Source organism: Neobacillus sp. YX16 (assembly GCF_030123505.1).
Classification (GTDB): Bacteria; Bacillota; Bacilli; order Bacillales; family Cytobacillaceae; genus Neobacillus.
Map to the genome: position 1 here is coordinate 4,035,623 of NZ_CP126115.1, position 26,204 is coordinate 4,061,826.

Sequence of the window (26,204 nt, forward strand, 5' to 3'; positions counted from 1 at the left end):
AATGCAGTTTGAATCGTCCAACAAGAGGCTAATCATGGGGACAGAACTTCGCCGTTTTAACTTTTTAAGATATCCTCAATCCTATTTAATTCTTCCTCAGTGAAGGAAAGGTTTTTCAAAGCAGCCACATTCTCTTCTATCTGACTAACCCTGCTAGCACCGATTAATGCGGATGTTACCCTTCCTCCCCTAAGAACCCACGCAAGAGACATCTGTGCTAGGTTTTGTCCGCGTTCACCCGCAACTTCATTCAGCTTTTTCACTCGTTTTACTATATTTTCTGTCACTTGATCTTTACTTAAAAAGCTTTGTGTTTTTGCCGCTCGAGAATCGGTTGGGATTCCGTTTAAATATTTATTCGTTAACAAGCCCTGCGCTAGTGGACAAAATGCAATCGAACCTACTCCATTTTCTTGCAGTACATCCTGCAATCCATCCTCTATCCAGCGATTTAGCATTGAATAGCTTGGTTGATGGATAACAAGTGGAGTTCCTAATCTATTTAAGATTTTCACCGCTTCCTCGGTTTGTTCTGCACTATAGTTTGAAATACCAACATACAGGGCTTTACCTTGGCGGACAATTGAATCTAGTGCGCCCATCGTTTCTTCAAGTGGAGTATTCGGGTCTGGACGGTGAGAATAAAATATATCAACATAGTCTAAACCCATTCGATTTAAGCTTTGATCTAAACTGGAAACAAGATATTTTCTTGAACCCCAGTCCCCGTACGGTCCGGGCCACATTGTATAACCAGCTTTCGTAGAAACAATCATCTCATCTCGGTAAGGTGCAAAATCACTTTTTATCATTTTGCCGAACATTTCTTCTGCGGACCCAGGCGGCGGCCCGTAATTGTTTGCAAGGTCAAAGTGAGTAATCCCTAAATCAAATGCTCTTCTAAGCATTGAACGGCCATTCTCATATGTATCAACACCGCCAAAATTATGCCATAGCCCTAATGATATTGCTGACAATTGTAAGCCCGACCTACCGCTTCTATTGTATTTCATTGTTCCATATCGAGACTCATCCGCTAAATAAACCATTTTATTCCTCCTTTTTTGCTCTCATTTCCATTATAAACGCTAACAAAAAATTCCCCAAGAGATAACTTCTCTTGAGGATTGATAGTAGACTTAAACGACATCATCTAGTTGTTTATATAAATGTTCCCGTTCTATTTCCAGCTGCTCTAATTCGGTGTATTGTTTTTGAAGCATTTCCAAATCAATCCCTGATTCCATCTTCTGCTTCAATGTGTGAATTAGCTCTTCTAACTCCTCAAGCTTTTGTTCAATCTCGATAGCCTTGTTAGGGACCGCTGCTGCTTTTAAAGGCTTAGCATTCTTTATTGGTGCTATTTTTTCAGGTGTTGCTGGTTGAGAAACCTTTACTGTGTTTAATTTTCCTTTTGCCCAGTCATAGTTTCCATCAAAGAAGTAAACAGTTTCGTCCTTGAGCCAATATACTTTATTAAACAATTTATTGAGAAAATAACGGTCATGAGAAACGGCCAAAATGGTGCCGTTAAATTGTTCTAATGCCTCTTCTAAAACATCACATGAATCAATATCAAGGTGGTTTGTCGGTTCATCTAGCACTAGGAGATTAATATCCTGATACATAAGCTGAGCAAGACGCAATCGCATTCTTTCTCCGCCGCTCAATTGATTGACTTTTCGAAATACCGCTGGTCCGTAAAATAAAAATCGTGCTAGAATATGTCTTGCTTTCCCCTCGTTAACGATTACTTCAGACCGGAATACATCAATTACCCGTTCCTCTCCAATGGTATGAAACACATGCTGAGATAAATAGCCGATTTTTACATTACTCCCTACCTTTACAGTTCCCTTATCGCTATCACAATCACCTAGAATCATTTTTAACAACGTTGATTTTCCCGTTCCGTTTTCACCAACAATCGCAGTCCGATCCTTGTATTGAACAAGCATATTTACATTTTCAAAAAGTTTCCTGCTGCCAAAGTTTTTCGAGACATCCTCTAATTTGATGACATCCTTTCCGCTCCGGTCATTGGCTTCAAAATCAATCGCCATTTTTTTCACATCAAGCTTTGGACGGTCGAGTTTCTCCATCCGATCCAGTGCCCTCTGCATATTCGTAGCCCTTTTATGAAGGGCAGCACTTGGTGGATTGGCCCGATCGGCCCATTCACGAAGGCGCTTAATTGCCTCCTTCATTTTTTTGATTTTTCGCTGCTGCTCCTGATATTCCTGAAACTCCCTTAGCAATCGCTCTTCCTTCTCTTTTACAAACCCGCTAAAATTTGTATGGTAAAGCTCAATTTCGCCATCCTCCATATCAAGAACTTTTGCTACGACCTCATCTAAAAAGTAGCGGTCATGCGAAATAAGAATAATCGTCCCTGAATATTCCTTTAGAAATGTGCCAAGCCACTCTATTGCCATTAAGTCTAAATGGTTTGTCGGCTCATCTAATAACAGTAGTTCAGGTTTCATTAATAAGCTTAACGCGAGTCCAACCTTCGTCTTTTCACCACCACTTAAGAGTGAAAAAGGTTTATTAACCAGGTCGGTGATATTTAAACCATGGGAAACCATGTCCATTTGTGCATCCATTTCATAGCCGCCGTTTAGAATGAAATCATCCTGAAGTTTTCCGTATTGATCCATAAGCCTTTGTAAATAGGCAGGGGTCAGTTCTTGCCCCATTTCAAATTCTAATTGCTGAAGTTTTGTTTCTGTTTCTACTAATTGCACAAAGGCAGTTTTTAATACTTCTTTTACGGTTAAGTCCTTATAATCCGGAATTTGGGCAAGGTAGCCGATCTTCAATCCCTTTTTCCAATGAATCGCTCCACCATCAACTGATTCTTGATTAGCAAGCATCTTTAACAATGTGGTTTTCCCGCTGCCGTTCCGTCCAACCAAACCCACACGATTTCCTTCATGGACTTCAAAGGATAAATTTTCAAAGATAATATTTCCGCCAAATGATTTTGCTATATGATTAACACTACATACGATCATGTTCATTCTCCTTTTATTGAACACTCGCTTTACATAAAAAATGCAGGCATCTATAGATACCCGCACCGAAAAATTGGCATGAAAAAAGAGTGCTAAAAAGGCACCCTCTTTTCACCTATTTTAATAATGGGTAAAGAGATGTGTTTATCGTTCTATATTCATTTTGTAATTTTGAAAAAAGGACAGACTCCCCCCTTTAAAAACTACTTCATGAAAAATTGCACGGCACAAATATAACGCTTCAAGCCACTGTACACGTACAAAAATAGAACGAACCATCTCCTTACACCTCCGTTTCAACTTAAAGATAATTCTATTGTAAATAGTTCTAGCCATCATTGCAAGCCTATTTATTCAGACAATTAGAAAGGTTTTAACTAATGAAGATACTTTTTCCTTCCGCCAAACCGTCTCCTATAGACAAATTTTCGTACGTCTTCTTCGGTTATTTTTCCATCATAAGCTGCAAACAATAGGGACTGGAGATCACGATAATGCTCCATGACAAAAAGGGCAAACTCCTTCCGTTTGCCCTTTGCTTGTCTTTTAAATTCCTCATCATTAAGTATTTCTTCAATCTGATCGAGGTAAAATGCCTTTGTATCCTCCCATTTTTCCTTTCGATTCTCCAAAATATCACGAGCGTATTCAGGCATTTTTTCAACTACGAGATCGATATACCCTTGAGACCACATGAGCATTTTGTCTTTTTCAGGTAGTTCCATGACCATTTTCATCAGTTCGAGGCCATCTACTTCTTCACTAGCCGCATATCTTCCGACCTGATTCATCATTCTCACCTCTTAATGAAGAGTTATCCTACAACACTTTCAAGGCTATTCTCAATATCATAATCTTTTTTCTTTCCTTCAAGCCAAGTAGTGTACTCTGATTCCATTTTTTCATCTATTAATGTTTCTTTTATTGCAGCCTTACTATCATCAAAATTTGCCTCTTTTGCTTCCTTTTTCTCTTCAACCTTAATAATATGATACCCATAATCAGATTTTACTGGCTCACTGATTTCATTTATTGGAAGCGAAAAAGCTACATCTTCAAATTCTGTTACCATTGTACCTCTAGGGAAAAATCCAAGCTCTCCACCATTTTCCTTGGAACCTTCATCCGTTGAGTATTCCTTTGCTAATTCTGCAAAATCGGCTCCATCCGCTAGCTTTTGTTTAATTTCTTTAGCAGTTGCTTCATCTTTAATTAGAATATGGCTTGCTTTTACTTGTTCTGCTTCACCAAGAGAATCTTTATTTTCATCAAAATAAGTCTTTAACTCTTCATCAGTAATTTCTATTTGTGGTTCAATTAATTTACGCATGGTCAAATAGTTTTTAAGATCTTCTTTTAGAACATCGACGGTGGTATTATTTGAAGCCAGTACCTGTTCAAAAGCTTCCTCTCCGCCATAAGACTCCTTTAATTTGTCCACTTCTTTATTCAATTCTTCATCTGAAATCGTTATGTTTTGTTTTTTAGCTTCAGAGGCAACAATTTTATCAGCTATCAATTGTTCCACCGTTGCAGCTCCATATTGCTTCACCATCACATTATACAATTCATCTTTACTGATAGCATCACCATTAATTTTTGCAATTGCTTTATCGTTTGATAACGCTAAGCTTAGAAAAACACCTATTGCGAGTATGAGTACTCCTATAACGAAAACTAATTTCTTATTTTGCTTGATAAAAACCATTCTATTATTTGCTCCCTTAGGTTATTTCGCTAGCTTAACGTTCACTGTGGTAAGCTTTCCATCACGATATACTTCAAATTTAACTACATCGCCAATTTTTACATCAGAATACAAAAATTTTCTTAATTCTGAGGAGTTGGCGATTTTTGTACCATTCATGGTAACAATCACATCCTGTGCTTCTAAACCACCATTAGCTGCTGCGGAGTTTGGTTCAACCGCTGTAATCATTACCCCTTCTTTGACACTTTCAGGAAGGTTCTCCCAATATAATTGCGGCACTTCTGTTAAATCAGCAAGTCCCACACCAAGATATGGTCTCTCTACCTTTCCGTCCTCAATTAATTCATTCACAATTGGAAGAAGGTCATTACTTGGAATTGCGAAGCCCAACCCTTCTACTCCGCTTTCAGAAATTTTCAAGCTATTGATTCCTATCACTAAACCTTCAGGGTTAATTAACGCACCGCCACTATTTCCTGGATTAATCGCAGCATCTGTTTGAATGACATTTGTTTCCCAATTTCCTGCAGAGGTAGAAACCGCGATACTCCTATTGATTGCACTCACTATTCCTTCGGTTACCGTTCTAGCAAAATCAAGTCCAAGCGGGTTTCCGATTGCATATACTTGGTCACCTGGCCTTAGTGTGGAAGAATCACCAAACTGTGCAATGGCCTCAACGTGTTTACTATCAATTTTCAAAACTGCTAAATCCGTTAAGGCATCCGTTCCAACAATTTCTGCACTTACCTTTTCTCCGTTATATAACGATACCTCTAGTTTAGTAGCACCCTCCACAACGTGGTTATTGGTTACAATGTAGGCAATATCATTATTCTTTTGAAAAATAACCCCTGAGCCTGTACCACTCTCAACATTTTGAGATGAACTTTTCCCATAAAATCCTTGGCTTTGACGCTGTTGATAATTGACAATTCCAACTATCGTTTTTGACAGCTGCTCTACAGTATCTGCAATGGAAGAGGAAGACTTTGCAGATGTTGGCTGTGCCGTTACGGTATTCACTTCTGAATTTGCGTTTTGCTGGGAAATACCTATGGTTTGTTTTTCATCAGCTTGTTGGAAATTATCCAAGTAATTGGTGTATGGGAGAACGGTCAATGTCAACACAGATCCCACCACACCTGCTGCTACCATCGAGGCAAAACCTTTTACCTTCTTTCTCTTTTTCTTTGTATTGTTTTTAAACTCTACACGTTTTGTAGGTTGTTCAGTCACTATTTCTTCTTCGTTTTTCTCTACTTCCAATTCCTCCGCTCTTCCTACTGGCTCGTTATCTGTAAGTACGTTTTCTTCTACATACTGTGTCTCTGGTTCTTCTTCCGGATTGTTTTTGTTATCATAAACATCTGAAATTTCGTCTGATGTATTTTGAAGATTTTTCTCATTCTCTTTTTCGAATTCATCTTTGTAATTCATACACGTTCTTCTCCTTTACACTAAAATTTGTGTAATTAATTATCTTACTTATAATTTAGCCCATAATTATGAAAAAATTGTTAACAAACTATAACGGGAATTGGAAATTATTAAGAAAAAAGTCGGATATTTAAAAAAATAAAAACAGCAGGAATTTCCCTGCTGCCTACTGTTTGAAGGTAATAGTAAATTTTGTACCTTTTCCTTTTTCACTTTGTACATCAATCTCTCCATTATGAAGAAGCACCAACTGCTTTACAATCGATAGACCTAGACCAAATGCCCCATAAGGATTACTCGTTCTAGAAATATCTGCTTTGTAAAAACGACGCCATATATTTTCGACTTCACTTGGGTCTATGCCAATACCAGTGTCTTCTACTTCAATAATTGTATTTTGCTTTTCTTTTCTTCCTCTAAGCCAAATCGTACCATCTGAAGTAAATTGGATGCTGTTCTTGGTAATATTAATTAATATTTGAACAAGACGGTCATAGTCAGCATTAACCATCACCTCTTCGTCCGCATCAACGATGATTTGTACATTTTTCTCTGCAGCCTGTACGGTTAACTGCTCTTGGATAATTTCTAATAGTTCAAACAACTGTATATCTTCCCTAAATAACTGAATTTGATTCGAGCGGATTTTTTCATAATCAAGGTTTTCATTGACAAGTCGCATGAGTCGTTTTGCTTCATGACTCACTAAATTGATACCACGATCCCGATCCTCTTCAGGAATCATGTCATTTTTCAAGCCTTCAATAACCCCGCTTATGGTGGTTAACGGCGTCCGCATTTCATGAGAAACATCGGCCATGAATTGACGTCTACGATTCTCCAGTGCGTCAATTTCCTCCATCGAATGGTTTAATTTTTTCACCATATGGTTAAAGTCATTTGCTAACTCACCAATTTCATCAAAATTAGAGGACGGTACGTGTACATGATAATCTCCAGCTGATACAAGCGAAGTCGCTTCTCGGAGCCGTTTAATCCGGTTCACATGAATTTTTGAAAGAAGCCAGCTGAGTAAAAATGAAACACCTAATGCAATGAGGATGGTATAAATTAAAAATTGATTCACTTGACGGATCATTACACTTGACCCACTGATGGGCGAGGTTAACAATATCCCACCCACAAACCTGTCGCGATTATCTATATAGGGTAAAACAACAAAGGTCACACCGTCTTGATCAAATCGTTTATAATCGCTCTGAACAATGATGGTTTTACCATCTGTAATCTTCTCCCACTCTGAAGGTTTCAACTCGATGGCAGGCCCGTTTCTACCGACAGCATAAAGATTGGCCTCTTGATCAAACATACTAAAACTAATTTTTCTCGAACGTAATACATTGCTGTATTGGTTGATTATCTGATCCGTTGCGATTGGATTCCGTTCAATATCAGAAATGATGGCTTCACCATAAGAAATCAATTCGTCTGCTTTATTCTCATAAACCAAGTTACCGACATAGTGAGCAAACAATAGACTTAAGACAAGAAATGCGACAATAATTATACTAATGTGGCTGATAAACTGTTGAGAAAAATATTTAATTCTTATCTGTTTGAATCGACTCATCAAACTTATAACCTACCCCCCATACAGTGTGAAAGAATGGCTGGGATGCAGTTTCTACTTTTTTTCGCAGTCGCTTAATATGAACATCTACTGTCCGTTCATCACCGTAAAATTGATATCCCCAAACCCGTTCAAGCAGCTGTTCTCTCGAAAAAACCTGCCGTGGATGTTCCACCATATAATATAAGAGATCAAACTCTTTTGGCGTAAGATTTGTAATTGGTACCCCATTAACAAGCACTTCACGGGTATTTTTACTAATTTTAAAATGTTCCGTCTGTAGGAAATCCTCAGCTTGAGCACTCACTTGCGTTTGATATCTGCGTGTGACCGCTTTGATTCTTGCCATAAGAGTAAGCGGGCTAAAAGGCTTGGTCACATAGTCATCTGCTCCCATTTCAAGACCGAGGACTTGATCTGACTCTGTATCCTTCGCAGTCAGCATAATAATTGGCACCGTATATTTTTCCTCTCTAATTTTCCGGCAAATGGTTACTCCCTCCATTCCTGGCAGCATCCAATCGACAATCAAAGCATCCCATGTTCCTGTTTTGAATGTATTGTATCCTTCAAGTCCATCATTGACAAAGGTACCTTCAATTCCTTCCTTTGCAAAAAACATTTCTATCATCGAACACACACTTGTATTATCTTCAATCACGAGTATTTTCAAAATCCGTCAACTCCTAGCAAAATCACTTCTTTTCTTCAGTTTATACGATTTTTGTCTCATATCAACTATATCGCAAAAACTTCCCGGCTATTTAATAATTTGTTCATAGTTTGTTAATATACCCGCGAAAAAGAGGCCTGGAAATATGTCCAGACCTCAAAATACTTACTTGTGAAAGATTTATGGTTCTAATATTAACTTCCCTGTCGTTTTTCTTGATTGTAATAACACATGTACATTTGCCGCTTCCACTAACGGGAACACGCCGCCAATCGTAAGCTTTAGTTTTCCTTCCCCAAGATAGGTAAGTAATTCTACTAAACTAGTCTGCAGCAACTCAGGTTTTCTCATTATCTGCGGCAGGAAAAAGCCGATAACAGACTGATTTCGAGCCATCAGTGAAGACGGATACATTCTGCTCTGCTCTCCGCTTGCTGCACCAAATACAACAAGTCGGCCAAAGGTGGCTAGACATTTTAATGTTTTATTGAAAACATCGCCGCCAACCATCTCAAGTGCAACATCTACTCCTTTGCCGCCAGTTGCTTCAAGAACCTGTTCTACCCAGTTTGATTCACTGTAGTTAATCAGGACATCTGCACCCATTTTGCGGGCTAGTTCTAATTTTTCAGGAGAGCTTGCGGTTGCAATGATTTTCCCAGCACCAAACAGCTTAGCTAATTGTACAGAAAGAGTTCCAACACCACCAGCGGCTGCGTGAATAAGAACAGTTTCCCCTTTCTCCAAACGTCCCATCGTTTTTAAAACATGATAGGCACTTAACCCTTGGAGCGGTAATGCTGCAGCATTCTGAAAGTCTAATTGCTCAGGAATCGGAATCAGTGAGCGCTCGTCAGCAAGCGCAAATTCTGAATATCCTCCTGATTCGATTAGCGTAACAGCCCTCATCCCCGGCTTAACACCGGTTACTTTTTCGCCGACAGCTGTAACCACTCCAGCAATTTCAGCTCCTGGAATAAATGGAAGAGGGGTTTTAACGACATATTGTCCCTCTCTTCTTGCTGTATCTGCATAATTGACGCCAATTGCTTTTATTTCAATTAGTACCTCACGCCCTGTTGGAACGGGTCTATCAATCTCAATAATCTCTAATACTTCAGGTCCGCCAAATTTTTGTAATTGAACTGCTTTCATGTAAAAACTCCCTTTCTACCTGCCTTTATATACTGGATTTCTTTTTTCCTTAAAGGCAGCGACGCCTTCCTTATGGTCTTCTGTTTGAACCATTAAAACTTGTGTAAGCCGCTCTTCTTCAAGGATTTCTTCGAGTGTTGCGTTGAAGGAATGGTCTACTAATTTCTTTTGTTTACCAAATGCTTTTCCAGGGCCCTGCGCTAAATTCAGCGCTATTTTCGTTGTTTCCTCTTGGAGTCTCTCTAATGAGAATAAAGCATTAATCACGCCTAATTGGTAGAGACGCTTTGCAGGGATGGGTTCTGCACTAAAGAAAAACTGCTTGGCTAGGTGTGGTCCAATTAGCTTCGGAAGGAAATAAGACCCTCCACCATCAGATACGAGACCTACCTTCGAGAAGCTAAGGGCAAATTTACTATCCTCAGCCGCAACAATCATGTCACACGCTAACGCTAAATTGAAACCAGCCCCTGCCGCAAAGCCATGTACAGAAGCGATAATCGGTTTTTCTACATCCTTCATTAATAGAATGAGCTCATTTAATTTACCTATGTGTTCATAGGTTTGATTCCCATCAGCCTGTCCCATTGTTTTCACATCACCGCCAGCACTAAAAGCGCGGCCAGACCCGGACAAAACAATTACCTGTACATCAAGATCATTTTTTGCTTCATGAAGTGCGGCTTTCAATCCTAGAATCATATCCGAACTAAATGCATTCAAAGTCTCTGGACGGTTCAATGTTAAGGACAAAACTGGTCCTAGCTTTTCAACTAATAAGTCATTATTCTTCAATAAAATCTTCCTCCCTTATCTTCTGGCTTGCTATCCGCAAGTAAATCTCACTATCCGCCAGTAAATCTCGTTATCCGCCAGTAAATTCCGCTATCCGCCAGTAAATCCTGCTATCCGCCAGTAAATCTCGTTATCCGCTAGTAAATCTCGCTATCCGCCAGTAAATCTCGTTATCCGCTAGTAAATCTCGCTATCCGCCAGTAAATCTCGCTATCCGCCAGTAAATCTCGTTATCCGCCAGTAAATCTCGTTATCCGCCAGTAAATTCCGCTATCCGCCAGTAAATCTCGCTATCCGCCAGTAAATCTCGTTATCCGCCAGTAAATTCCGCTATCCGCGCTGCCTACCCAAGTTATTACCTCCTACAACTCTCCAGAAGCAACACTAGCAGCATGTTCTATTAGCATTTTTGCTTTATAATTGAAATGAGCAAACCGAAGATCATTGGTTTGACCTTTTTTATATCGATAGTAAATTTGTTGACAAATGACAGCTAGTTTAAAGTAGGCAAAGGTTAAATAAAAGTTCATATTGGTTACATCTCGGCCGCTTTTCTTCGCATAAAGCTCAATAAATTGCTTTCTTGTATAGAATCCATCATTTACCGTTACAGGAGCTTTTCCTAGCCCTTTTTTTAAATCCTCCGGATCATCAGCTTGATTCCAATAGCTCATGGCCACTCCAAGATCTGCAAGCGGATCACCTACTGTTGTCATTTCCCAATCAAATAGCCCCACCATTTCCGAAAGGCTTTCATTAAACATCGCATTATTAAATTTGTAGTCATAGTGAATGACAGCAGATGTTTGTTGAACCGGTATATTACCTGCCAGCCATTTTTTCAAGGATTCAACCGCAGCGATTTCATCCGTTTTCGCTCTTTCATAGCGTCCTATCCAGCTATAAACCTGTCTTTCTGTGAAACCCTTTGGTTTACTAATCGCTCCAAGGCCAGTATCTTTATAATTAATCCCGTGAAGTTCCACTAATTTATTTACCATTACCTCTGATAATTGTTGACATAGCTCTTTTGTTACTGAAATTTCCTCCGGAAAAGAAGTGTCAATGACCATACCGTTTTTCCGTTCCATGATAAAAAAGGGACTTCCAACAATCTCCTCCTGCTCGGAAAACAGGATTGGTTTCGGGGTGACAGAAAAGACAGGATGAAGCTCAGAGATAATTATAAATTCTCTTTCCATATCGTGTGCTTTAGGTGCAAGTGGTCCTAATGGCGGACGTCGTAAAACAGCTTCCCATTCGCCTACTTTTATTTGATACGTTAAATTAGAATGACCCGCGGAAAATTGCAGAAGTTCTAAGGGGCTATTTGGCAGGTTTTCAATATTGCTGCGTAAAAATTTTTCCAACACAGTTAAATCTAATTCCTCCCCTTTTCGGACTGGAATGGTATCTTTACTTATTTGATGAGGCATAGAAACCCTCCTTTTCTCAAAAAATTCAGTCTCTTCTGCACATTCTGGCCGGATAGTAGGGCAATAGCGAAAGGAGAGTTTAGCTGTTAGAAAAAACCCTCCATTTATTTTTAATTTGCTTGAATTCCCTCTAATATCATTTCAACAAAAATCTCTGCCACTTCTCGATCAGTAGATTCTCCATTTGGATTAAACCATTGATAGCTCCAATTAGATGCACCTAGAATACCAAAGGTAACGATATGCGCATTTAAGTCTCCTCTGAACTCCCCCTTCTCAATTCCATCGATCAGTATTTTCTCAACATTTAATCGGAATTCATCCCGTTTAGGTACGATTAAGGCAAGTCTTTCTTCATTTAGATTTTTCATTTCTCTAAAGAAGATTTTAGCAGCATATCCTTGTGTTTTAATATTACCTATCAGCAAGTAAACAATTTCGAACAGCTTCTCTTTGTAGCTCCTGTTATCCGCTAAAATTTCTCTTTGTTTTTCTAGTAAGTAATTAATGTATCCAAGATTAATGTCCATTAAGAGTTCTTCTTTACTAGAAAAATAATAATAAAAGGTCCCCTTTGTTACACCTATAGAATCCACAATGTCCTGAATAGACGTTTCCTTAAACCCCTTTTTCTCAAACAATCGGATACTATGCTCTGTTAATTTATCTTTCACCGCTTATGTCCTCGCAATCTGTAATAGGTCTAGTGAAATTATATCATATTCCTTTTATCAACAATCACGGACAATACGCAGAAAATGGTTAGTCTTTTTAGTTCTTAACTGATTCCTCTCGTAAGGCACGACGAAGAATTTTACCGACCTGTGTCTTAGGCAATTGCTCACGAAACTCAACACTTCTTGGAACCTTATAAGCTGCCATATTTTGCTTACAATATTGAATTACTTCGTCTTCTGTAAGTGTTAGGCCAGCCTTTAAAACGACAAAAGCCTTTACATCTTCTCCACGGTATACATCAGGAACACCAATGACTACGGCTTCTTGAACAGCTGGATGCTCATAAAGCACTTCTTCAATATCTCGAGGATAAATATTGAAACCGCTCGCAATAATTAAATCCTTTTTTCGGTCAACGATATATAAATAACCATCTTCATCGACTTTTGCTATATCCCCAGTATAGAGCCAGCCATCTCTTAATGTATTGGCTGTTTCTTCCGGCATATTCCAGTAACCTTTCATAATTTGCGGGCCTTTAATAATCACTTCACCTAATTCCCCAACTGGAACTTCTTCTAAACCACTGCCCACATCTACAATCTTATATTCTGTAGATGGCATCCCAATGCCTACACTTCCTGGCTTACGGTCTGCAAAAGGCGGGTTGCAGTGTGTGGTTGGAGACGCTTCGGAAAGTCCATAGCCTTCCAAAATTTTTGCTCCTGTTTTTCTTTCAAATTCACGGAGAAGTTCTACCGGCATAGGGGCACTGCCGCTATTGCAGGTTTTAATACTATTCAACCCGAACTCCTCAGCACGTGGATGATTAGTAATTGCCACGTACATGGTTGGAACCCCTGGGAAAGTAGTAGGCTGTTCATGCCTGATTGTATTTAATACTTCCTCTAAATCAAAACGTGGAAGCATTATCGATTCCCCGCCAGTAAAAATGGTTAAGTTCATACAAGCTGTCATTCCAAATACATGGAATAGAGGAATGACCGTTAAACAGCGATCTTTTCCTAATTCAAATTCGTGCTTGAAAAATTCATAGGATTGGAGGACGTTTGCAACGATGTTTTCATGAGTCAACATCGCTCCCTTAGACTTCCCTGTTGTGCCGCCTGTATATTGGAGAACAGCAATATCATGCTCCAATTCAATATTTACAGGAGTTACCTGCCCATTGCCAGTTGCTAAGAATTGTTCAAAGCTGCAATCTGGGGTGAAATCTTGTCCAGATGGCTGCAGGCTGACGACAATAATATTTTTTAAGCTAGTCCTTAACTGAACACTTTTTACTCTCGGATAGAAAGCATCCATGACTACAATAGTTTCCGCTCCAGAGTCATTCAGGATATATTCAAGCTCTCGCTCGACACTCATAGGATTTACTTGAGTCACAATTGCCCCTGCACCTAACGTGCCATAATAAGAAATGACATATTGCGGGCAGTTCGGAAGCATTAGTGCCACACGTTCTCCCTTTTGAACTTGATTTTGCTGAAGTGCAGAAGTAAATCCTTGAGATAGTCCTAGTAATTGCTGATAGGTTATTTTTCTTTCATAAAAGGATAGTGCATTATTTGCAGGGTATTTTGCGGTTGTCTCTTGAAGTATTTCAACTAGATTTTTTTCAGGATTTAAGATTGTTGATGAAATCGAGTCTGGATATTGTGCCATTCCTATCTTCTTTTCAGCCATTCTTTTCCCTCCAAAATTATCAATTAAGGTTAAAAAGTAAGTCCTCCACCATCAACGGACAGCGTTGCACCTGTAATAAACGATGCTTCATCTGAAGCTAAGAAGAAAATAGCATTTGCCACTTCATCAGGAGTTCCAATTCTACCCAGAGCATTAGCCTTCGATATAAACGGCCATCTTCTCTCATCCTGCTTCCAGACATCGATAATTTTTGTATCAATAACCCCAGGAGCAATGGCATTCACACGGATATTGTATTTGCCATACTCAAGTGCTGCATTTTGTGTTAGAAGTACTACACCTGCTTTTGAGGCATTATAAGCAGCTTGATATTTTTTACCCTTTAATCCTAGTAAACTAGAAGTATTAATAATCGCACCGCCGCCTGATTTTTTCATTTCAGGTATAGCATATTTTATTCCAAGGAATACACCTTTTAAATTGATATCAATTACGTGATCCCATTCTTCCTCTGAAAGATCAACACTTCTTACCTCTGAATGGCCGATTCCAGCATTGTTAACCAAAATATGCAATCCACCAAAAGTATTTATTGTGTTCTTAATAAGATCTTTTACCTGATTGGAGTCCTTCACATCTGTTTTGATAAAAATAGCCTCACCACCAGGTTCTTGAATCAGGCTGACAGTTTCATTCCCGCTAAGTGAATCCAGGTCACAAACAGCCACCTTTGCCCCTTCTTTCGCAAAGCGAATCGCTGTTGAGCGCCCAATCCCAGAACCCCCGCCGGTTACAATGGCAATTTTTCCTTTCAATTTCAAGGTACTTCACCGCCTTTCTCCTAATCTCTCAATCTTTTCTACCATTTCTTTCGACAGCTTTCTTGAGATACCTTCATCTACATATCGAACTTTTTTATTATTTATTTCATTGATATTTTCTTAATTCAAGCTTCGCTATCTGAGCACGGTGCACTTCATCTGGACCGTCTGCAAGTCTCAGAGTCCTAGAGTTCGCCCACATTGCTGCAAGTGGAAAATCATCAGATACACCTGCACCCCCAAAAGCTTGAATCGCCCTGTCAATCACACGTAAAGCCATGTTAGGTGCCACCACTTTAATCATAGCAATCTCTGTTTTCGCCTCTTTGTTTCCAACAGTATCCATCATATATGCTGCCTTTAGCGTCAATAATCTTGCTTGTTCAATTTCAATCCTTGAATCAGCAATCCATTCCTTAATAACCCCTTGACTTGAAAGTGGTCTTCCAAAGGCTTCACGTTCTTGAACTCGCTTACATAAAAGTTCAAGAGCACGCTCCGCTGCACCAATCAATCTCATACAGTGATGAATTCTTCCAGGTCCTAATCTTCCTTGTGCTATCGCAAATCCTTTACCTTCACCCCACAGAATATTTTCTGCAGGAACTCTCACATTTTCATAAGAAATTTCAGCATGTCCATGCGGAGCATGATCATAACCGAAAACAGGCAGCATCCTTTCAATTGTCACCCCTGGGGAATCAAGAGGTACAAGAATCATCGACTGCTGTTCATGACGGTTTGCATTAAAATCTGTTTTCCCCATTACAATCGCAATTTTACATCTAGGATCTCCAGCGCCAGATGACCACCATTTACGTCCATTTATGATATACTCATCACCATCTCTTACAATGCTTGCTTCAATATTTGTTGCATCGGATGAAGCTACCGCCGGTTCAGTCATGGAAAAGCAAGAACGAATTTCCCCTGATAGTAGTGGTTTAAGCCATTTTTCCTTCTGGTCCTCTTTACCATAGCGAACAATTACTTCCATATTACCAGTATCAGGTGCACTGCAGTTAAACACTTCAGGACCAATCATCGAGCGCCCCATAATTTCGCAAAGCGGAGCATATTCTAAGTTCGTTAAACCTGCTCCATATTCACTTTCTGGTAGAAAAAAGTTCCAGAGACCAGCAGCCTTAGCTTTGTCCTTTAAGTCCTCCATTACCTGAGGGACAGCACTCCACCGATTTTCGAGCTCGTTTAATTGCTGCTCATACACTTTTTCATTCGGATATACGTTTTCTTCCATGAAGCTTGTCAGCTTTGTCTGTAACTCTTTCACTTTAGCAGAATATAAAAATTCCATTCACTTCACCCTTTCATACATACTAACCAGTTGGTATGCCACAATTACTATTATACCTCCAAATATTAAATATTCAAATTTATTTCTAAATATTCTAACAAATCAATAATTTAGTATCTCTTTATACCCATTTTTTGCTTTTTCATTAATTCATGTGATTTTTCTATGATATCAGTTAGTACATCACCTTTATATACTCTGCCTAATTTAAGGTTTTCTTGATAGTATTCAACAATTTCGTCCAGTTTGTCAGAGGTTTCTTTTGAGATCCTTACATTTAATTGTATTCTTCCGTTTTCAGCCAAGGGAGACACTCCTATCATTTATATAGCAAACTGCTAGCACTTTGCGAAATTCGTGTTATTACTTGATTATATACTATTTTTCTACACTTTTTTTCAATCAGACATAAAAAAGAGTGACGCTTGTATGTAAATTCACAGTAAAAAAATATTTAGGTTAGTTTCTTACATAAAAATACAAATTTTGCCTCAAATTATCATGAGGGAGGTTTGTGCTATATGAGTCTTACATGGTTATTTACTTTTTTATTTATGATTCAGCAAATAACACCTCAAGCGGGTTTGGAAATAACAAGAGAAGGAAAACCTATTTCTACAATAAATAGAGAAGATTACGCTGTAGGTAATCCCAGTCACTTTATTTTGGATGCAAAAAAATATAATGAACTGTTAAATCATTTAGAAAAACAGTTATCTGTGATACCAAAAAATGCAAAGCTGGATCAGCATGGAAATATTATTCCTGAGCAGGTTGGTCTGAGCGTTAATCGACAAGCTTTTACAGAAAGCTTCTATTCCTTTTTTTTTGGACAGAACAAATCAACATTAGAAATACCTATGTATCCTGTTTATCCAAAAGTGGATAGTGAATTACTTTCTGATATCCGCAATATTCGAATTGGCCGTTACATTACTTCTTTTAATCCCAGGAATAAAAAGAGATCACACAATATTCAATTGGCAGTTGAAGCAATTAATAATCATGTCGTTTTTCCTGGTGAAACATTTTCATTTAATGCTGTAGTAGGCAAGCGGACAACTGAGAAGGGATATGAAAAAGCTAAAGTGATTGTCAGAGGTGAATATGCCGAAGACATCGGCGGAGGAATATGTCAGGTTTCTTCAACATTATTTAATGCCGTAGATAACGCAGGGCTGAAAATCGTTCAACGTTTTTCTCACAGCAGACATGTCCCCTATATTCCACCCGGACGTGATGCAACCGTAAGCTGGTACGGTCCTGATTTTGAATTTAAGAATATGTACAATCAACCCATCTTAATCCAAGCTAGAACAATTGGGAATCTTTTAGTCATTAAACTATATTCCTCAGAGGTCATTGAATATAAGCCCAAGAAAGTTCCCTTCCCTGCACTTTGAAAAAGCCCGCATTATATGCGGACTTTTTTTATCAATTTTTTTTATCATTTCTTAGTGCACTAGCTAATAACTCTTCTGAGAATTCAGCTAGTGCAGTGTTACTCATGCCATTTAAGTTAGTTTTGGGTGTGAAGCTTTGGACCACATCTTGAAAAGGCACTGCAATATTATTTCGTTTTCCTCTTGTAAGACCAAAAACGGCGGCACTTATTCCGACTCCAAGTAGAGATGCCCAAAAGGCCCCCCTGCTCTTTCGTTTCTTACCAAACATATTAAAAAACGGCATTATCCTATTTCTCATCCAAAGCACTCCTTTTTCTAACGTAAGAATGGAAAGTAAAATGACCCTTCCATTAGCTTAATCTTTACATTTAAGGTGAGAATATGATTGGGAAACTACTGGTGAAATGTTATTTGTTTACAGTAAATATTTTGGTTATCTAAACGTTATATCTTCTTGATTCTTATAGGGCTCACCATAAGAATCGATAGGAGTATGGTTATGAATGTATTACTGTATAGAAAAATTCCCATGCAAGCCATTAACAGCCCAGCAGCCGTAATTGGCAGACCCATAAAGTAACCTCTGGTTGGCTTTACATTGAATTTCGCTAAGCGTAATGCTCCCATCGTTGGAAATAGCATAAATGCAATAGTCGTGAAAAGTGATGATGGTTCTAATGAGTAAAATAATAGCGCGGGTGCCACCCCAAGACTGACAATATCAGCTAATGAATCCAATTCAACTCCAAATTCACTATTCACTTTCAGCCTTCTTGCCAAGCGGCCATCAAAAAAGTCAAATATTGCTGATAAGAATATAAACATTGCTGCCATTTGTAAATATCCATTCATATTAAAGGTAATCGAAAAAACACCAGATAATAAGTTCCCAATGGTAAATAAATTTGGTACTGCTTTAACCAAATGGTTTAACAAGCAGATCCCCCCTTTTTAGAACAATCCTTCCGACCCAATCATTTCTCCTATAGTCTGCACCATTTATAATAAAGTGAATCTAAATCTAGGACAGGTATTATATATCCTATTTCGTCAAAAGATAAATGTGAAAGGATGGTTGACTTAAATGGATAAAACATTGGGCTATTTACGTGAAATATTATCTAATTACAGTGATCAACATTCTGAAGGGAAACAATTATATCGCAAATTATCTGAAGGAAAGTTTAGTTCTGAAGGTGATTTTGTGAGACAGTTAAGCCAAAAGGAGATTGCCTTTTTAAACGAAATGCTTCCTCAAGAAATTAATTATGCAAAGGAAGAGCAAGATAAAAAAAGGGCTCATGAATTAAATGAAGTATTCGAACTGCTATTTTAGACTTTGGCCACATAAAAGGGAGATGTTAGTTGGAAACTAACATCTCCCTTTTGGGAAATAAATAAAAAGGCAGCTAATTATTTCCTAGGTAAGCGCATACAACGACAAAAATTGAGGTTCATCGAGCGCCAATTCTTCACCAAACGACAGAATGTGAGTTAATTTTAAAGGGATTGCCTTGAACCGACAATCCCCTTAATTCCAAGGCATATTATTCTTCTTTACTACCCTTACCTCTATTTTTTTTAAGTCTGCCTGAATCCTTCAAACTTTTTTTAATGAGCAGTTCTATTTGTGCATTTACACTTCGGAATTCATCTTCTGCCCATTTCTCTAGTGCATCATAGATTTCTTGATCAATGCGCAGTAAAAATCTTTTCTTCTCAGCCACTTTTGTCACAACCTTAATAGATACTACCTGTATTGATAATCGGCTGACTACCCTTATCGGAAACTAAAGCTACCATTAAATTATTTACCATTTGTGCTTTCTTTTCTTCATCAAGATCTACAATTCCTTCTGTGCTCAGTTGGTCGATTGCAGATTTAACCATTGAAACGGCTCCCTCAACAATTACTTTCCTAGCAGCTAACACGGCTTTCGCCTGTTGTCTTTGCAGCATTGCATGTGCAATTTCACTGGAATAAGCTAAATGCATAATTCTTGCTTCTATTATTTCCACACCAGCCAGATGTAGCCTTTCTTGCAGATCTCTTGTTAATTCGTCCGCAACTTCATCTGAATGCTGTCGTAAAGAGATTTCATAATCGTTATTAAAATTATCGTACGGGTACTGACTTGCTATATGGCGTAATCCCGTTTCACTTTGAGTATGAACGAATTCTTTGTAATCTTCAACATCGAAAACCGCTTTTGCGGAGTCAAACACCTTATAGACGACTACTGCGGCAATTTCAATCGGATTTCCTTCCAAATCGTTTACTTTTAATTTGTCACTGTTAAAATTAATCACTCTAAGTGATACATTTTTTCTGATGGTTAACGGGACCGATAACCAGAATCCCTCTTGCTTTATTACTCCAAGATAGCTCCCAAAAAGCGTAAATACCTTTGCTTGATTTGGTTGAATTATGGTAAACCCTGAAATAATTAGGACTGTTATGATTAGTGATACAAATGAAACAATTACCATAATAAAGCTTTCTGTTAAAATAAATTGTCTGAAGCAAAATACTGTTATTGCACCAAATAAAAGGAAGAGAATAACACCAATAACCCCGTTCAATTTAAACATTTCTTTTTCTTTCAAACCAACCACTCCCTTAAAACGAGTTATTATCTACTATCATTATGATATCACTTTAATATCGAAAAGACCATAAAAAAACTGCCAATTGGCAGCTTTTCTAGTGAATATCTCGTTTCTTAAACCTGCCTCCGCGTACTTCAGCGATATCTGCAACGGCGAGGAATGCGTTTTCATCACTTTCAGTAACAATTTCCTTCAACTTTGCTTCCTCAAGCCGGTTAATGACACAGAAAATTACCTTCTTGTGATCTCCTGAGTAGGCACCCTCTCCATTAATATAGGTAACGCCACGTCCAAGTCGATTCATAATGGCCTCGCCAATTTCTTTTGAATTGTCACTTATAATCCAAACCGATTTGGATTCATCTAAGCCGGTAATGGTAATATCGATGGTTTTATAGGCAACAAAATAGGCTATTAGAGAATACATAGCTCGATCCCATGAGAATACAAAACCTGCGCTTCCAAGAATAAATAAATTAAAAAACATGATAATTTCACCAACAGAAAATGGAAGCTTCTTATTGAATAATATTGCGAGAATCTCCGTTCCATCTAGAGATCCTCCGTAGCGGATGACCATCCCTACTCCGATTCCGAGGACGATTCCTCCAAAAACGGTTGCAAGTAAGATATCCTGGGTAAAAGCTGGTACTGGATGAAGTAGTGTAGTGCCAATGGAAAGAATGATAATTCCATAAAGAGTGGATAATGCGAAGGTTTTTCCAATTTGTTTATAACCGATAAAGAAAAAAGGAATGTTGAGAATAAAGATAAAAATCCCAAGTTTCCAACCAGTCAAATAAGAAAGCATAATCGAAATTCCAACAATGCCTCCATCGATTACATGGTTAGGAACGAGAAAAATTTCCAACCCTACGGCCATTAAAGCTGCCCCGATTGTAATGAGCATAATTCTTTGTATAATCTTGCTGGTTGTTAACCCTTTGTGTTGAATTTTCTCCATCAGTACTTCTTTTTGTTGCTCGTTAAGATTAGCATTTGGGATTCCTGACATTATCTTGCCCCTTTCGTATAGACTTTTAATTCCATTATATCAGTTTATTGATAGTTTTTTGAATTTTTATGCACTTTATTCCCCATATTTCTAGGTGAAATTCAAAGATATTTACCCATTAAAATTTGTTGGTGATTTTCGGTCCAGGCACTTCGCTTTCCGCGGGCGACCGCAGGACACTGATTTTTACATCCTCGAATCCGCCCACGCACGAAGAAAATGAGATAGCATTTTCGAGGAGTCTCATGCCTGGGACGAAAATCAATCAGTGTTTGAAATCAACATTTTTTTTAATAAAGCACAAAAATAAAGAAGCCGCCTCCATTGAGACAGCTTCTTGGGAATATTAACCTCTTAGGGGACCCAACCATGACATCAGCCAAAGTGTTCTTTACTCTTCCTTTTAGTCACTTTACGATCTAATGGAAGGTTGTAGAATTAGCAGATGTGTGTTGTTCCGTTGAAGGAATTAATTCACATGGGATTTAATGGAATTCAAATTCCTTAAAAGAAACAAATTTACCGGTACTACCGATTGACTCATTATCCTTTTATTTGGTTTGGTTTCTTGGCAATGTAAGATTTGGTTTGGTTGAAGGTTAGATAATAATATGAATAAAGATTCTTCATTTATTGAATATCATTATCCCCTTACTTCTCCTTACCTTTAGGTGAGCTCCTTCATCAAATTCAAGGACCAAATAGTTGACTGCTCCTATTTGTTTTAGTTATTGTTTTTTAGATTCTTTCTAATCTTATTACTTTAGGTTTCTTCGCGAAGGAAGCTTCCATCATAATTTTAAGAAAGATCGTATTTGGTTTGAGATTTTTATCTACGTACTTTTTACATAGGTAGACAAACTACTCTTTACTCCCAAATTACAATAACTGGTGTACTTTCATTTGAAAAGAAGAATATCTCTTTCACTAAAAAGAAAGTTTCGATAGTCTTGCACCTTACCAATTCAATTTACATCGCTCCACCAACCAAACATTGCAAAGGGAAAACCTTTACTACTCGTTCACACACGGAACGAACACGGATGGTTGAGTCTCCTAAGAAGTTAACTTTTTATATCTTCTTTACACTTATAGTATATCACCTCAAATGCACTCCTAAAACACACTGTTGTGACGAATTGGTGAACTTTTCTAAATTACCATACTATTAAAAATACTCATGTTTAGCCAAACTATTACATTATTAATATTGAACAATACCCACTTTTTGGATAAGATATTAGCATTCAAGGGGGCGATTATTATCATTAGGAAATTAACCAAAAATGACCATGACCAAGTAATTTCTTACTTAAGTGAAGAACCTTCTATTAATTTATTTATCATTGGTGACATAGAAGTATTTGGATATGATTCCGATTTCCAAGAAATCTGGGCAGAATTCAATCAACAAGGTGACATCATCGCCGTCCTTCTCAGATACTATCAATCCTTTATTCCTTATGCCAAAGGAGAATTTAATGTCGCTGAGTTTGTCTCGATTATTGTCTCTTACCCTCAGCCAGTTTTCTTATCCGGGAAAACAGATATTGTCGAGAAATTCGAATCATTTAAGGAATTACAGCTTGGTAAGAAACAAGAAACCTTTTTTGCAGAATGTAAGAGCACAGAATTTCTTGATGAAACAAGTATGGACATAAAAAAGGCCAGCATAGATGAAATTGACCAAATCCTATCCCTTCGTAGAACAATTGACGAATTTCATCTCAGTGATAATGCAGCTGAAATGTTACAAACATCAATGGAAGCCAATACTGCTAGAACCTATTTCACTGAAGAAGATGGACAAATGACTGCTTGTGTATCAACTACTGCTGAAAATTCTATCTCCGCGATGATTGTAGGGGTTTGTACAAGAAAAGAATATCGACGCAAAGGTTTAGCTACAAGTATTATGCAGAAGCTTTTTAAAGATGTATTAAATGAAGGTAAAGTACTTTGCTTATTCTATAATAATCCCGAAGCTGGACGTATTTATAAACGTCTAGGGTTTAGAGATATTGGTAAATGGACAATGTACAGATAACTAAAATTGTTGAACTCTCATTTTTAAAAAATTTGGGAGTTTTTTTGTTATTCTGTTATACCTATAGGGAAGATTAGCATTATGACCAAGAATTGAAAGGATGTCTGCTGATGTTTGATTCCGTAAAGAAATATGCTAAACCCTTCGAAACCATTGATGATCTTGATCCCTTAATTGAAGCTATTGGTGACTCAAAGTATGTCCTTCTGGGTGAATCATCACATGGGACTGCAGAATTTTATACAATCCGGGCTGAGCTTACTAAAAGATTAATCAATGAAAAGGGCTTCTCCGTTATTGCAGTTGAAGGAGACTGGCCTTCCTGCCAATCCATCAATCGATATATAAAAAACATCGGGTCACCCACAAACAATGTTAGAGAGGCTCTTGGAAGCTTTAATCGCTGGCCGACGTGGATGTGGGCTAACCAAGAAATAATTGAATTAATAGAGTGGTTAAAAAATTTCAATCAACAAACTAAGCGAAAGAATAAAGTGGGATTTTATGGATTAGATGTTTATAGTTTATGGGAAAGTATGGACGAAATTATAAAATACTTAGAACGTACCGGTCACACAGGACTTAAACAGGCGAGAAATGCGTTCAATTGCTTTGAACCTTTTAACCGAAAGAATGAATCATATGCTGTCTCAGCAGGTTATTTATCAGAGGACTGCATGAAAGAAGCCCTTGCACTTCTTTCTGCCATTCAAAAGAACAAGTGGAAATATGTTGACGATGAAGAAAGCAGCCTAAATATGGAGGTTAATGCACTCGTTACTGTTAATGCTGAAGAGTATTACCGGACGATGGTTACCAGCGATTCAAAGTCTTGGAACGTGAGAGACATTCACATGGTTGAGGCTTTGAATGCAGTAATAAAATTTTATGGTGACGGTGAAAAAGTAATCATTTGGGAACATAATACGCATGTTGGTGATGCTCGGGCAACCGATATGAAAGATGCTGGAATGGTAAATGTTGGTCAGTTAATTAGGGAACAGAATTACCCTGAGGATGTTTATATTGTTGGCTTTGGCACTAACAGCGGCACAGTAATCGCTTCAACGGAATGGGGAGTAGATTTTAGCGTAACAAATGTCCCCTCTGCTCAAATTGGAAGCTGGGAAAACCTTATGCATAAAGCTGGTGCATTTAACCAATACCTCATGTTTAACGATGAAAATCGGGAAGAATTCAGTCAAAGAATTGGTCACCGTGCTATCGGTGTTGTTTATCGACCAGAGCATGAGCAATATGGAAACTATGTTCCATCTGTCATGAGCAGTCGCTACGATGGATTTATTTTTTTAGATAAAACACACGCTCTACATCCACTAGAAATGGAAAGTCTTATTTATTAAAAATCACATTACATAAATTCTGAGCTAATCCACAAACTACTGCTTGTAATATATTTTAAAAAAAGAAAGAGGGCCTTACACCATGACAGTCGGCACACAAGTTAAACAAGCATTAGCAGGATTAAAAAGTGCTCAAGCCAGCTTTGAAACCTTTGCATTAGCAACGGATAATCAAAACGCAAAAAAACTCTATCAGGATGCAGCGCAGCAAACTCAATCTGTCCTTGATAGCCTAGAACCAAGACTTCAAGAAATTCTAGCTGAAGAGCCTCAATATAACCAATAAAAAAACGAAAAGGGTTGGCATCCCTGCCAACTCTTTTCGTTATCCGATTAGAAAGGAAGTATAATTATGACCATTGCTGCAAGTGTAAAGCAATGCCTTGCGAATATTAAGGGAATTGAAGCACAATTATCTTCCCTAGCCTTAAATTCTAATGATAAAGGAGCTCAAGAAGTCTTCCATACTACCATGGAAACCATAGCTTTGGTTAAAAAAGATTTACAGACACGTGTTTTGGAACTTGAACGACTTGAACCACAATATAAAGGTTAATTCTGAGGTGAATGAATATGCCTAGTTGGATTGATATTATCATTCGTTCCTTTGTTTTCTTAGCTCTATTATTTTTCATGACAAAAATATTAGGAAAAAAGCAAATCTCTGAACTTTCTTTTTTTGAATATGTTTCAGGGATTACAATCGGAAGTATTGCAGGTGAGGCGATAACTGGTCTTGAAAAAAATATGTTCCAAGGAATGGCTGCTATTATTATCTTTAGCCTTGCAACTCTCTTCGCTGACATTTTAGCATTAAAGAGTAAATCTTTCCGGGACTTCATTGAAGGAAGAGGGACTGTATTTATAAAGGATGGGAAGGTTCTCGAGGAGAATTTAAAGAAGGAAAAATACTCCATTGATGAATTATCTGCCCTTCTTAGGCAAAAAGATATTTATCGTGTAGCAGACGTTGAATTTGCAGTGTTGGAGCCTAGAGGTACCTTAAGTGCCTTATTGAAAAAAGAAAATCGTCCATTGACACCTAAAGATTTACAAATGAAGGTACCTGCTGAAAAAGAACCACAAACAGTAATCATGGACGGAAGCATTTTAAATGAAGCATTGAGGTCTGCAGGAAAAAGCAGAGGATGGTTAGAAACGGAATTAGAAAAGCTTGAACTAACCCTCGACAATGTATTTATCGGACAAGTGGATTCATACGGTGAATTAACCGTTGACATCTATGATGACAAAATACAGGTCCCCTCTCCTACTCAGCGTCCTCTTTTATTAGCCTCACTAAAAAAGGCACAGGCTGATTTAGAAATATTTTCACTTGAAACAGAAGACGAGGCATCAAAAGCTATGTATAAGAAAAATTCAAAACTCGTACAGGAGACAATTGATATATTAACACCCTATCTTACGAGCTAATAACTCTTGAGCCTAATCAACGAATTGA

Annotated in this window: 28 protein-coding genes; 7 read left to right on the forward strand and 21 right to left on the reverse strand. The window is 38.0% G+C overall.

Annotated features, from left to right (window positions below; all coding sequences use genetic code 11):
• Positions 1–56 precede the first annotated feature (56 nt).
• The 16 genes from mgrA to QNH48_RS19800 form a co-directional block, all read right to left on the reverse strand.
• Positions 57–1,049 (reverse strand): L-glyceraldehyde 3-phosphate reductase, encoded by a 993-nt coding sequence (mgrA, locus tag QNH48_RS19725; protein WP_283951675.1) that lies wholly within the window; start codon positions 1,047–1,049, stop codon positions 57–59.
• 90 nt (positions 1,050–1,139) lie between these two features.
• Entirely contained in the window at positions 1,140–3,017 is a 1,878-nt protein-coding gene (abc-f, locus tag QNH48_RS19730; RefSeq protein ID WP_283951676.1) for a ribosomal protection-like ABC-F family protein, read from the reverse strand.
• 144 nt (positions 3,018–3,161) lie between these two features.
• The gene (locus QNH48_RS19735) at positions 3,162–3,356 is read right to left on the reverse strand and encodes an RAxF-45 family protein (RefSeq protein WP_306453843.1); all 195 of its coding nucleotides are present in this window, start codon (positions 3,354–3,356) and stop codon (positions 3,162–3,164) included.
• Between the two features lie 38 nt (positions 3,357–3,394).
• Positions 3,395–3,811: a hypothetical protein gene (locus QNH48_RS19740; protein WP_257009439.1), complete on the reverse strand. Its 417-nt coding sequence runs from the start codon at positions 3,809–3,811 to the stop codon at positions 3,395–3,397.
• Positions 3,812–3,831: 20 nt separating this feature from the next.
• Positions 3,832–4,725, reverse strand: coding sequence for a peptidylprolyl isomerase (locus QNH48_RS19745; protein WP_283951677.1), 894 nt, complete (start codon positions 4,723–4,725; stop codon positions 3,832–3,834).
• Positions 4,726–4,746: 21 nt separating this feature from the next.
• The gene (locus QNH48_RS19750) at positions 4,747–6,168 is read right to left on the reverse strand and encodes a S1C family serine protease (RefSeq protein ID WP_283951678.1); all 1,422 of its coding nucleotides are present in this window, start codon (positions 6,166–6,168) and stop codon (positions 4,747–4,749) included.
• A 166-nt stretch (positions 6,169–6,334) separates the two neighbouring features.
• Positions 6,335–7,759: a sensor histidine kinase gene (locus QNH48_RS19755; RefSeq protein ID WP_095251096.1), complete on the reverse strand. Its 1,425-nt coding sequence runs from the start codon at positions 7,757–7,759 to the stop codon at positions 6,335–6,337.
• Entirely contained in the window at positions 7,731–8,432 is a 702-nt protein-coding gene (locus tag QNH48_RS19760; RefSeq protein ID WP_283951679.1) for a response regulator transcription factor, read from the reverse strand. The genes QNH48_RS19755 and QNH48_RS19760 overlap by 29 nt, the downstream gene beginning before the upstream one ends.
• Positions 8,433–8,612: 180 nt before the next feature.
• Entirely contained in the window at positions 8,613–9,587 is a 975-nt protein-coding gene (locus QNH48_RS19765; protein ID WP_283951680.1) for a quinone oxidoreductase family protein, read from the reverse strand.
• Between the two features lie 15 nt (positions 9,588–9,602).
• A complete protein-coding gene (locus QNH48_RS19770; RefSeq protein WP_283951681.1) occupies positions 9,603–10,382 on the reverse strand; it encodes an enoyl-CoA hydratase/isomerase family protein in 780 nt (259 codons plus the stop codon).
• 362 nt (positions 10,383–10,744) lie between these two features.
• Positions 10,745–11,818, reverse strand: a complete 1,074-nt coding sequence (locus QNH48_RS19775; protein WP_283951682.1) for a phosphotransferase family protein — start codon at positions 11,816–11,818, stop codon at positions 10,745–10,747.
• Between the two features lie 110 nt (positions 11,819–11,928).
• A complete protein-coding gene (locus QNH48_RS19780) occupies positions 11,929–12,492 on the reverse strand; it encodes a TetR/AcrR family transcriptional regulator (protein ID WP_283951683.1) in 564 nt (187 codons plus the stop codon).
• 97 nt (positions 12,493–12,589) lie between these two features.
• A complete protein-coding gene (locus tag QNH48_RS19785) occupies positions 12,590–14,203 on the reverse strand; it encodes a long-chain-fatty-acid--CoA ligase (protein WP_283951684.1) in 1,614 nt (537 codons plus the stop codon).
• 29 nt (positions 14,204–14,232) lie between these two features.
• Positions 14,233–14,985, reverse strand: a complete 753-nt coding sequence (locus QNH48_RS19790; RefSeq protein WP_283951685.1) for an SDR family NAD(P)-dependent oxidoreductase — start codon at positions 14,983–14,985, stop codon at positions 14,233–14,235.
• A gap of 106 nt (positions 14,986–15,091) precedes the next feature.
• Positions 15,092–16,300: an acyl-CoA dehydrogenase gene (locus QNH48_RS19795; RefSeq protein WP_283951686.1), complete on the reverse strand. Its 1,209-nt coding sequence runs from the start codon at positions 16,298–16,300 to the stop codon at positions 15,092–15,094.
• Positions 16,301–16,410: 110 nt separating this feature from the next.
• Positions 16,411–16,605: a hypothetical protein gene (locus QNH48_RS19800; RefSeq protein WP_095251104.1), complete on the reverse strand. Its 195-nt coding sequence runs from the start codon at positions 16,603–16,605 to the stop codon at positions 16,411–16,413.
• Between the two features lie 216 nt (positions 16,606–16,821).
• On the opposite strand from QNH48_RS19800, the gene QNH48_RS19805 reads away from it, so the two are divergent.
• A complete protein-coding gene (locus tag QNH48_RS19805) occupies positions 16,822–17,703 on the forward strand; it encodes a VanW family protein (RefSeq protein ID WP_283951687.1) in 882 nt (293 codons plus the stop codon).
• A 31-nt stretch (positions 17,704–17,734) separates the two neighbouring features.
• Here the strand turns inward: QNH48_RS19805 and QNH48_RS19810 are convergent, their stop codons facing one another.
• On the reverse strand, positions 17,735–18,004 hold the full coding sequence (locus QNH48_RS19810) for a hypothetical protein (protein ID WP_283951688.1): 270 nt from the start codon (positions 18,002–18,004) through the stop codon (positions 17,735–17,737).
• A gap of 146 nt (positions 18,005–18,150) precedes the next feature.
• Positions 18,151–18,642, reverse strand: a complete 492-nt coding sequence (gene pssA / locus QNH48_RS19815; protein ID WP_283951689.1) for a CDP-diacylglycerol--serine O-phosphatidyltransferase — start codon at positions 18,640–18,642, stop codon at positions 18,151–18,153.
• 148 nt (positions 18,643–18,790) lie between these two features.
• Here pssA and QNH48_RS19820 point away from each other — a divergent pair, with 148 nt between their 5' ends.
• Complete coding sequence (locus tag QNH48_RS19820) at positions 18,791–19,042, forward strand: sigma-G-dependent sporulation-specific acid-soluble spore protein CsgA (RefSeq protein WP_283951690.1); 252 nt, start codon at positions 18,791–18,793, stop codon at positions 19,040–19,042.
• Between the two features lie 211 nt (positions 19,043–19,253).
• Here QNH48_RS19820 and QNH48_RS19825 read toward each other — a convergent pair whose 3' ends face one another.
• The 3 genes from QNH48_RS19825 to QNH48_RS19835 form a co-directional block, all read right to left on the reverse strand.
• Entirely contained in the window at positions 19,254–19,433 is a 180-nt protein-coding gene (locus QNH48_RS19825; protein ID WP_095251109.1) for a type II toxin-antitoxin system antitoxin, read from the reverse strand.
• Between the two features lie 13 nt (positions 19,434–19,446).
• Entirely contained in the window at positions 19,447–20,313 is an 867-nt protein-coding gene (locus QNH48_RS19830; RefSeq protein ID WP_283951691.1) for an SPFH domain-containing protein, read from the reverse strand.
• Positions 20,314–20,410: 97 nt separating this feature from the next.
• Positions 20,411–21,280: a YitT family protein gene (locus tag QNH48_RS19835; RefSeq protein ID WP_481858509.1), complete on the reverse strand. Its 870-nt coding sequence runs from the start codon at positions 21,278–21,280 to the stop codon at positions 20,411–20,413.
• A 1,315-nt stretch (positions 21,281–22,595) separates the two neighbouring features.
• On the opposite strand from QNH48_RS19835, the gene QNH48_RS19840 reads away from it, so the two are divergent.
• The 5 genes from QNH48_RS19840 (at position 22,596) to QNH48_RS19860 (ending at position 26,176) form a co-directional block, all read left to right on the forward strand.
• On the forward strand, positions 22,596–23,378 hold the full coding sequence (locus tag QNH48_RS19840) for a GNAT family N-acetyltransferase (RefSeq protein ID WP_283955828.1): 783 nt from the start codon (positions 22,596–22,598) through the stop codon (positions 23,376–23,378).
• Positions 23,379–23,488: 110 nt separating this feature from the next.
• Positions 23,489–24,742 carry an erythromycin esterase family protein gene (locus QNH48_RS19845; protein WP_283951693.1) on the forward strand — a complete coding sequence of 418 codons (1,254 nt, stop codon included), beginning with the start codon at positions 23,489–23,491 and terminating at the stop codon, positions 24,740–24,742.
• Between the two features lie 82 nt (positions 24,743–24,824).
• Positions 24,825–25,028, forward strand: a complete 204-nt coding sequence (locus tag QNH48_RS19850) for a DUF1657 domain-containing protein (protein ID WP_095251117.1) — start codon at positions 24,825–24,827, stop codon at positions 25,026–25,028.
• 66 nt (positions 25,029–25,094) lie between these two features.
• Positions 25,095–25,298: a DUF1657 domain-containing protein gene (locus tag QNH48_RS19855; RefSeq protein WP_283951694.1), complete on the forward strand. Its 204-nt coding sequence runs from the start codon at positions 25,095–25,097 to the stop codon at positions 25,296–25,298.
• A gap of 17 nt (positions 25,299–25,315) precedes the next feature.
• Positions 25,316–26,176: a DUF421 domain-containing protein gene (locus tag QNH48_RS19860; RefSeq protein ID WP_283951695.1), complete on the forward strand. Its 861-nt coding sequence runs from the start codon at positions 25,316–25,318 to the stop codon at positions 26,174–26,176.
• Positions 26,177–26,204 lie beyond the last annotated feature (28 nt).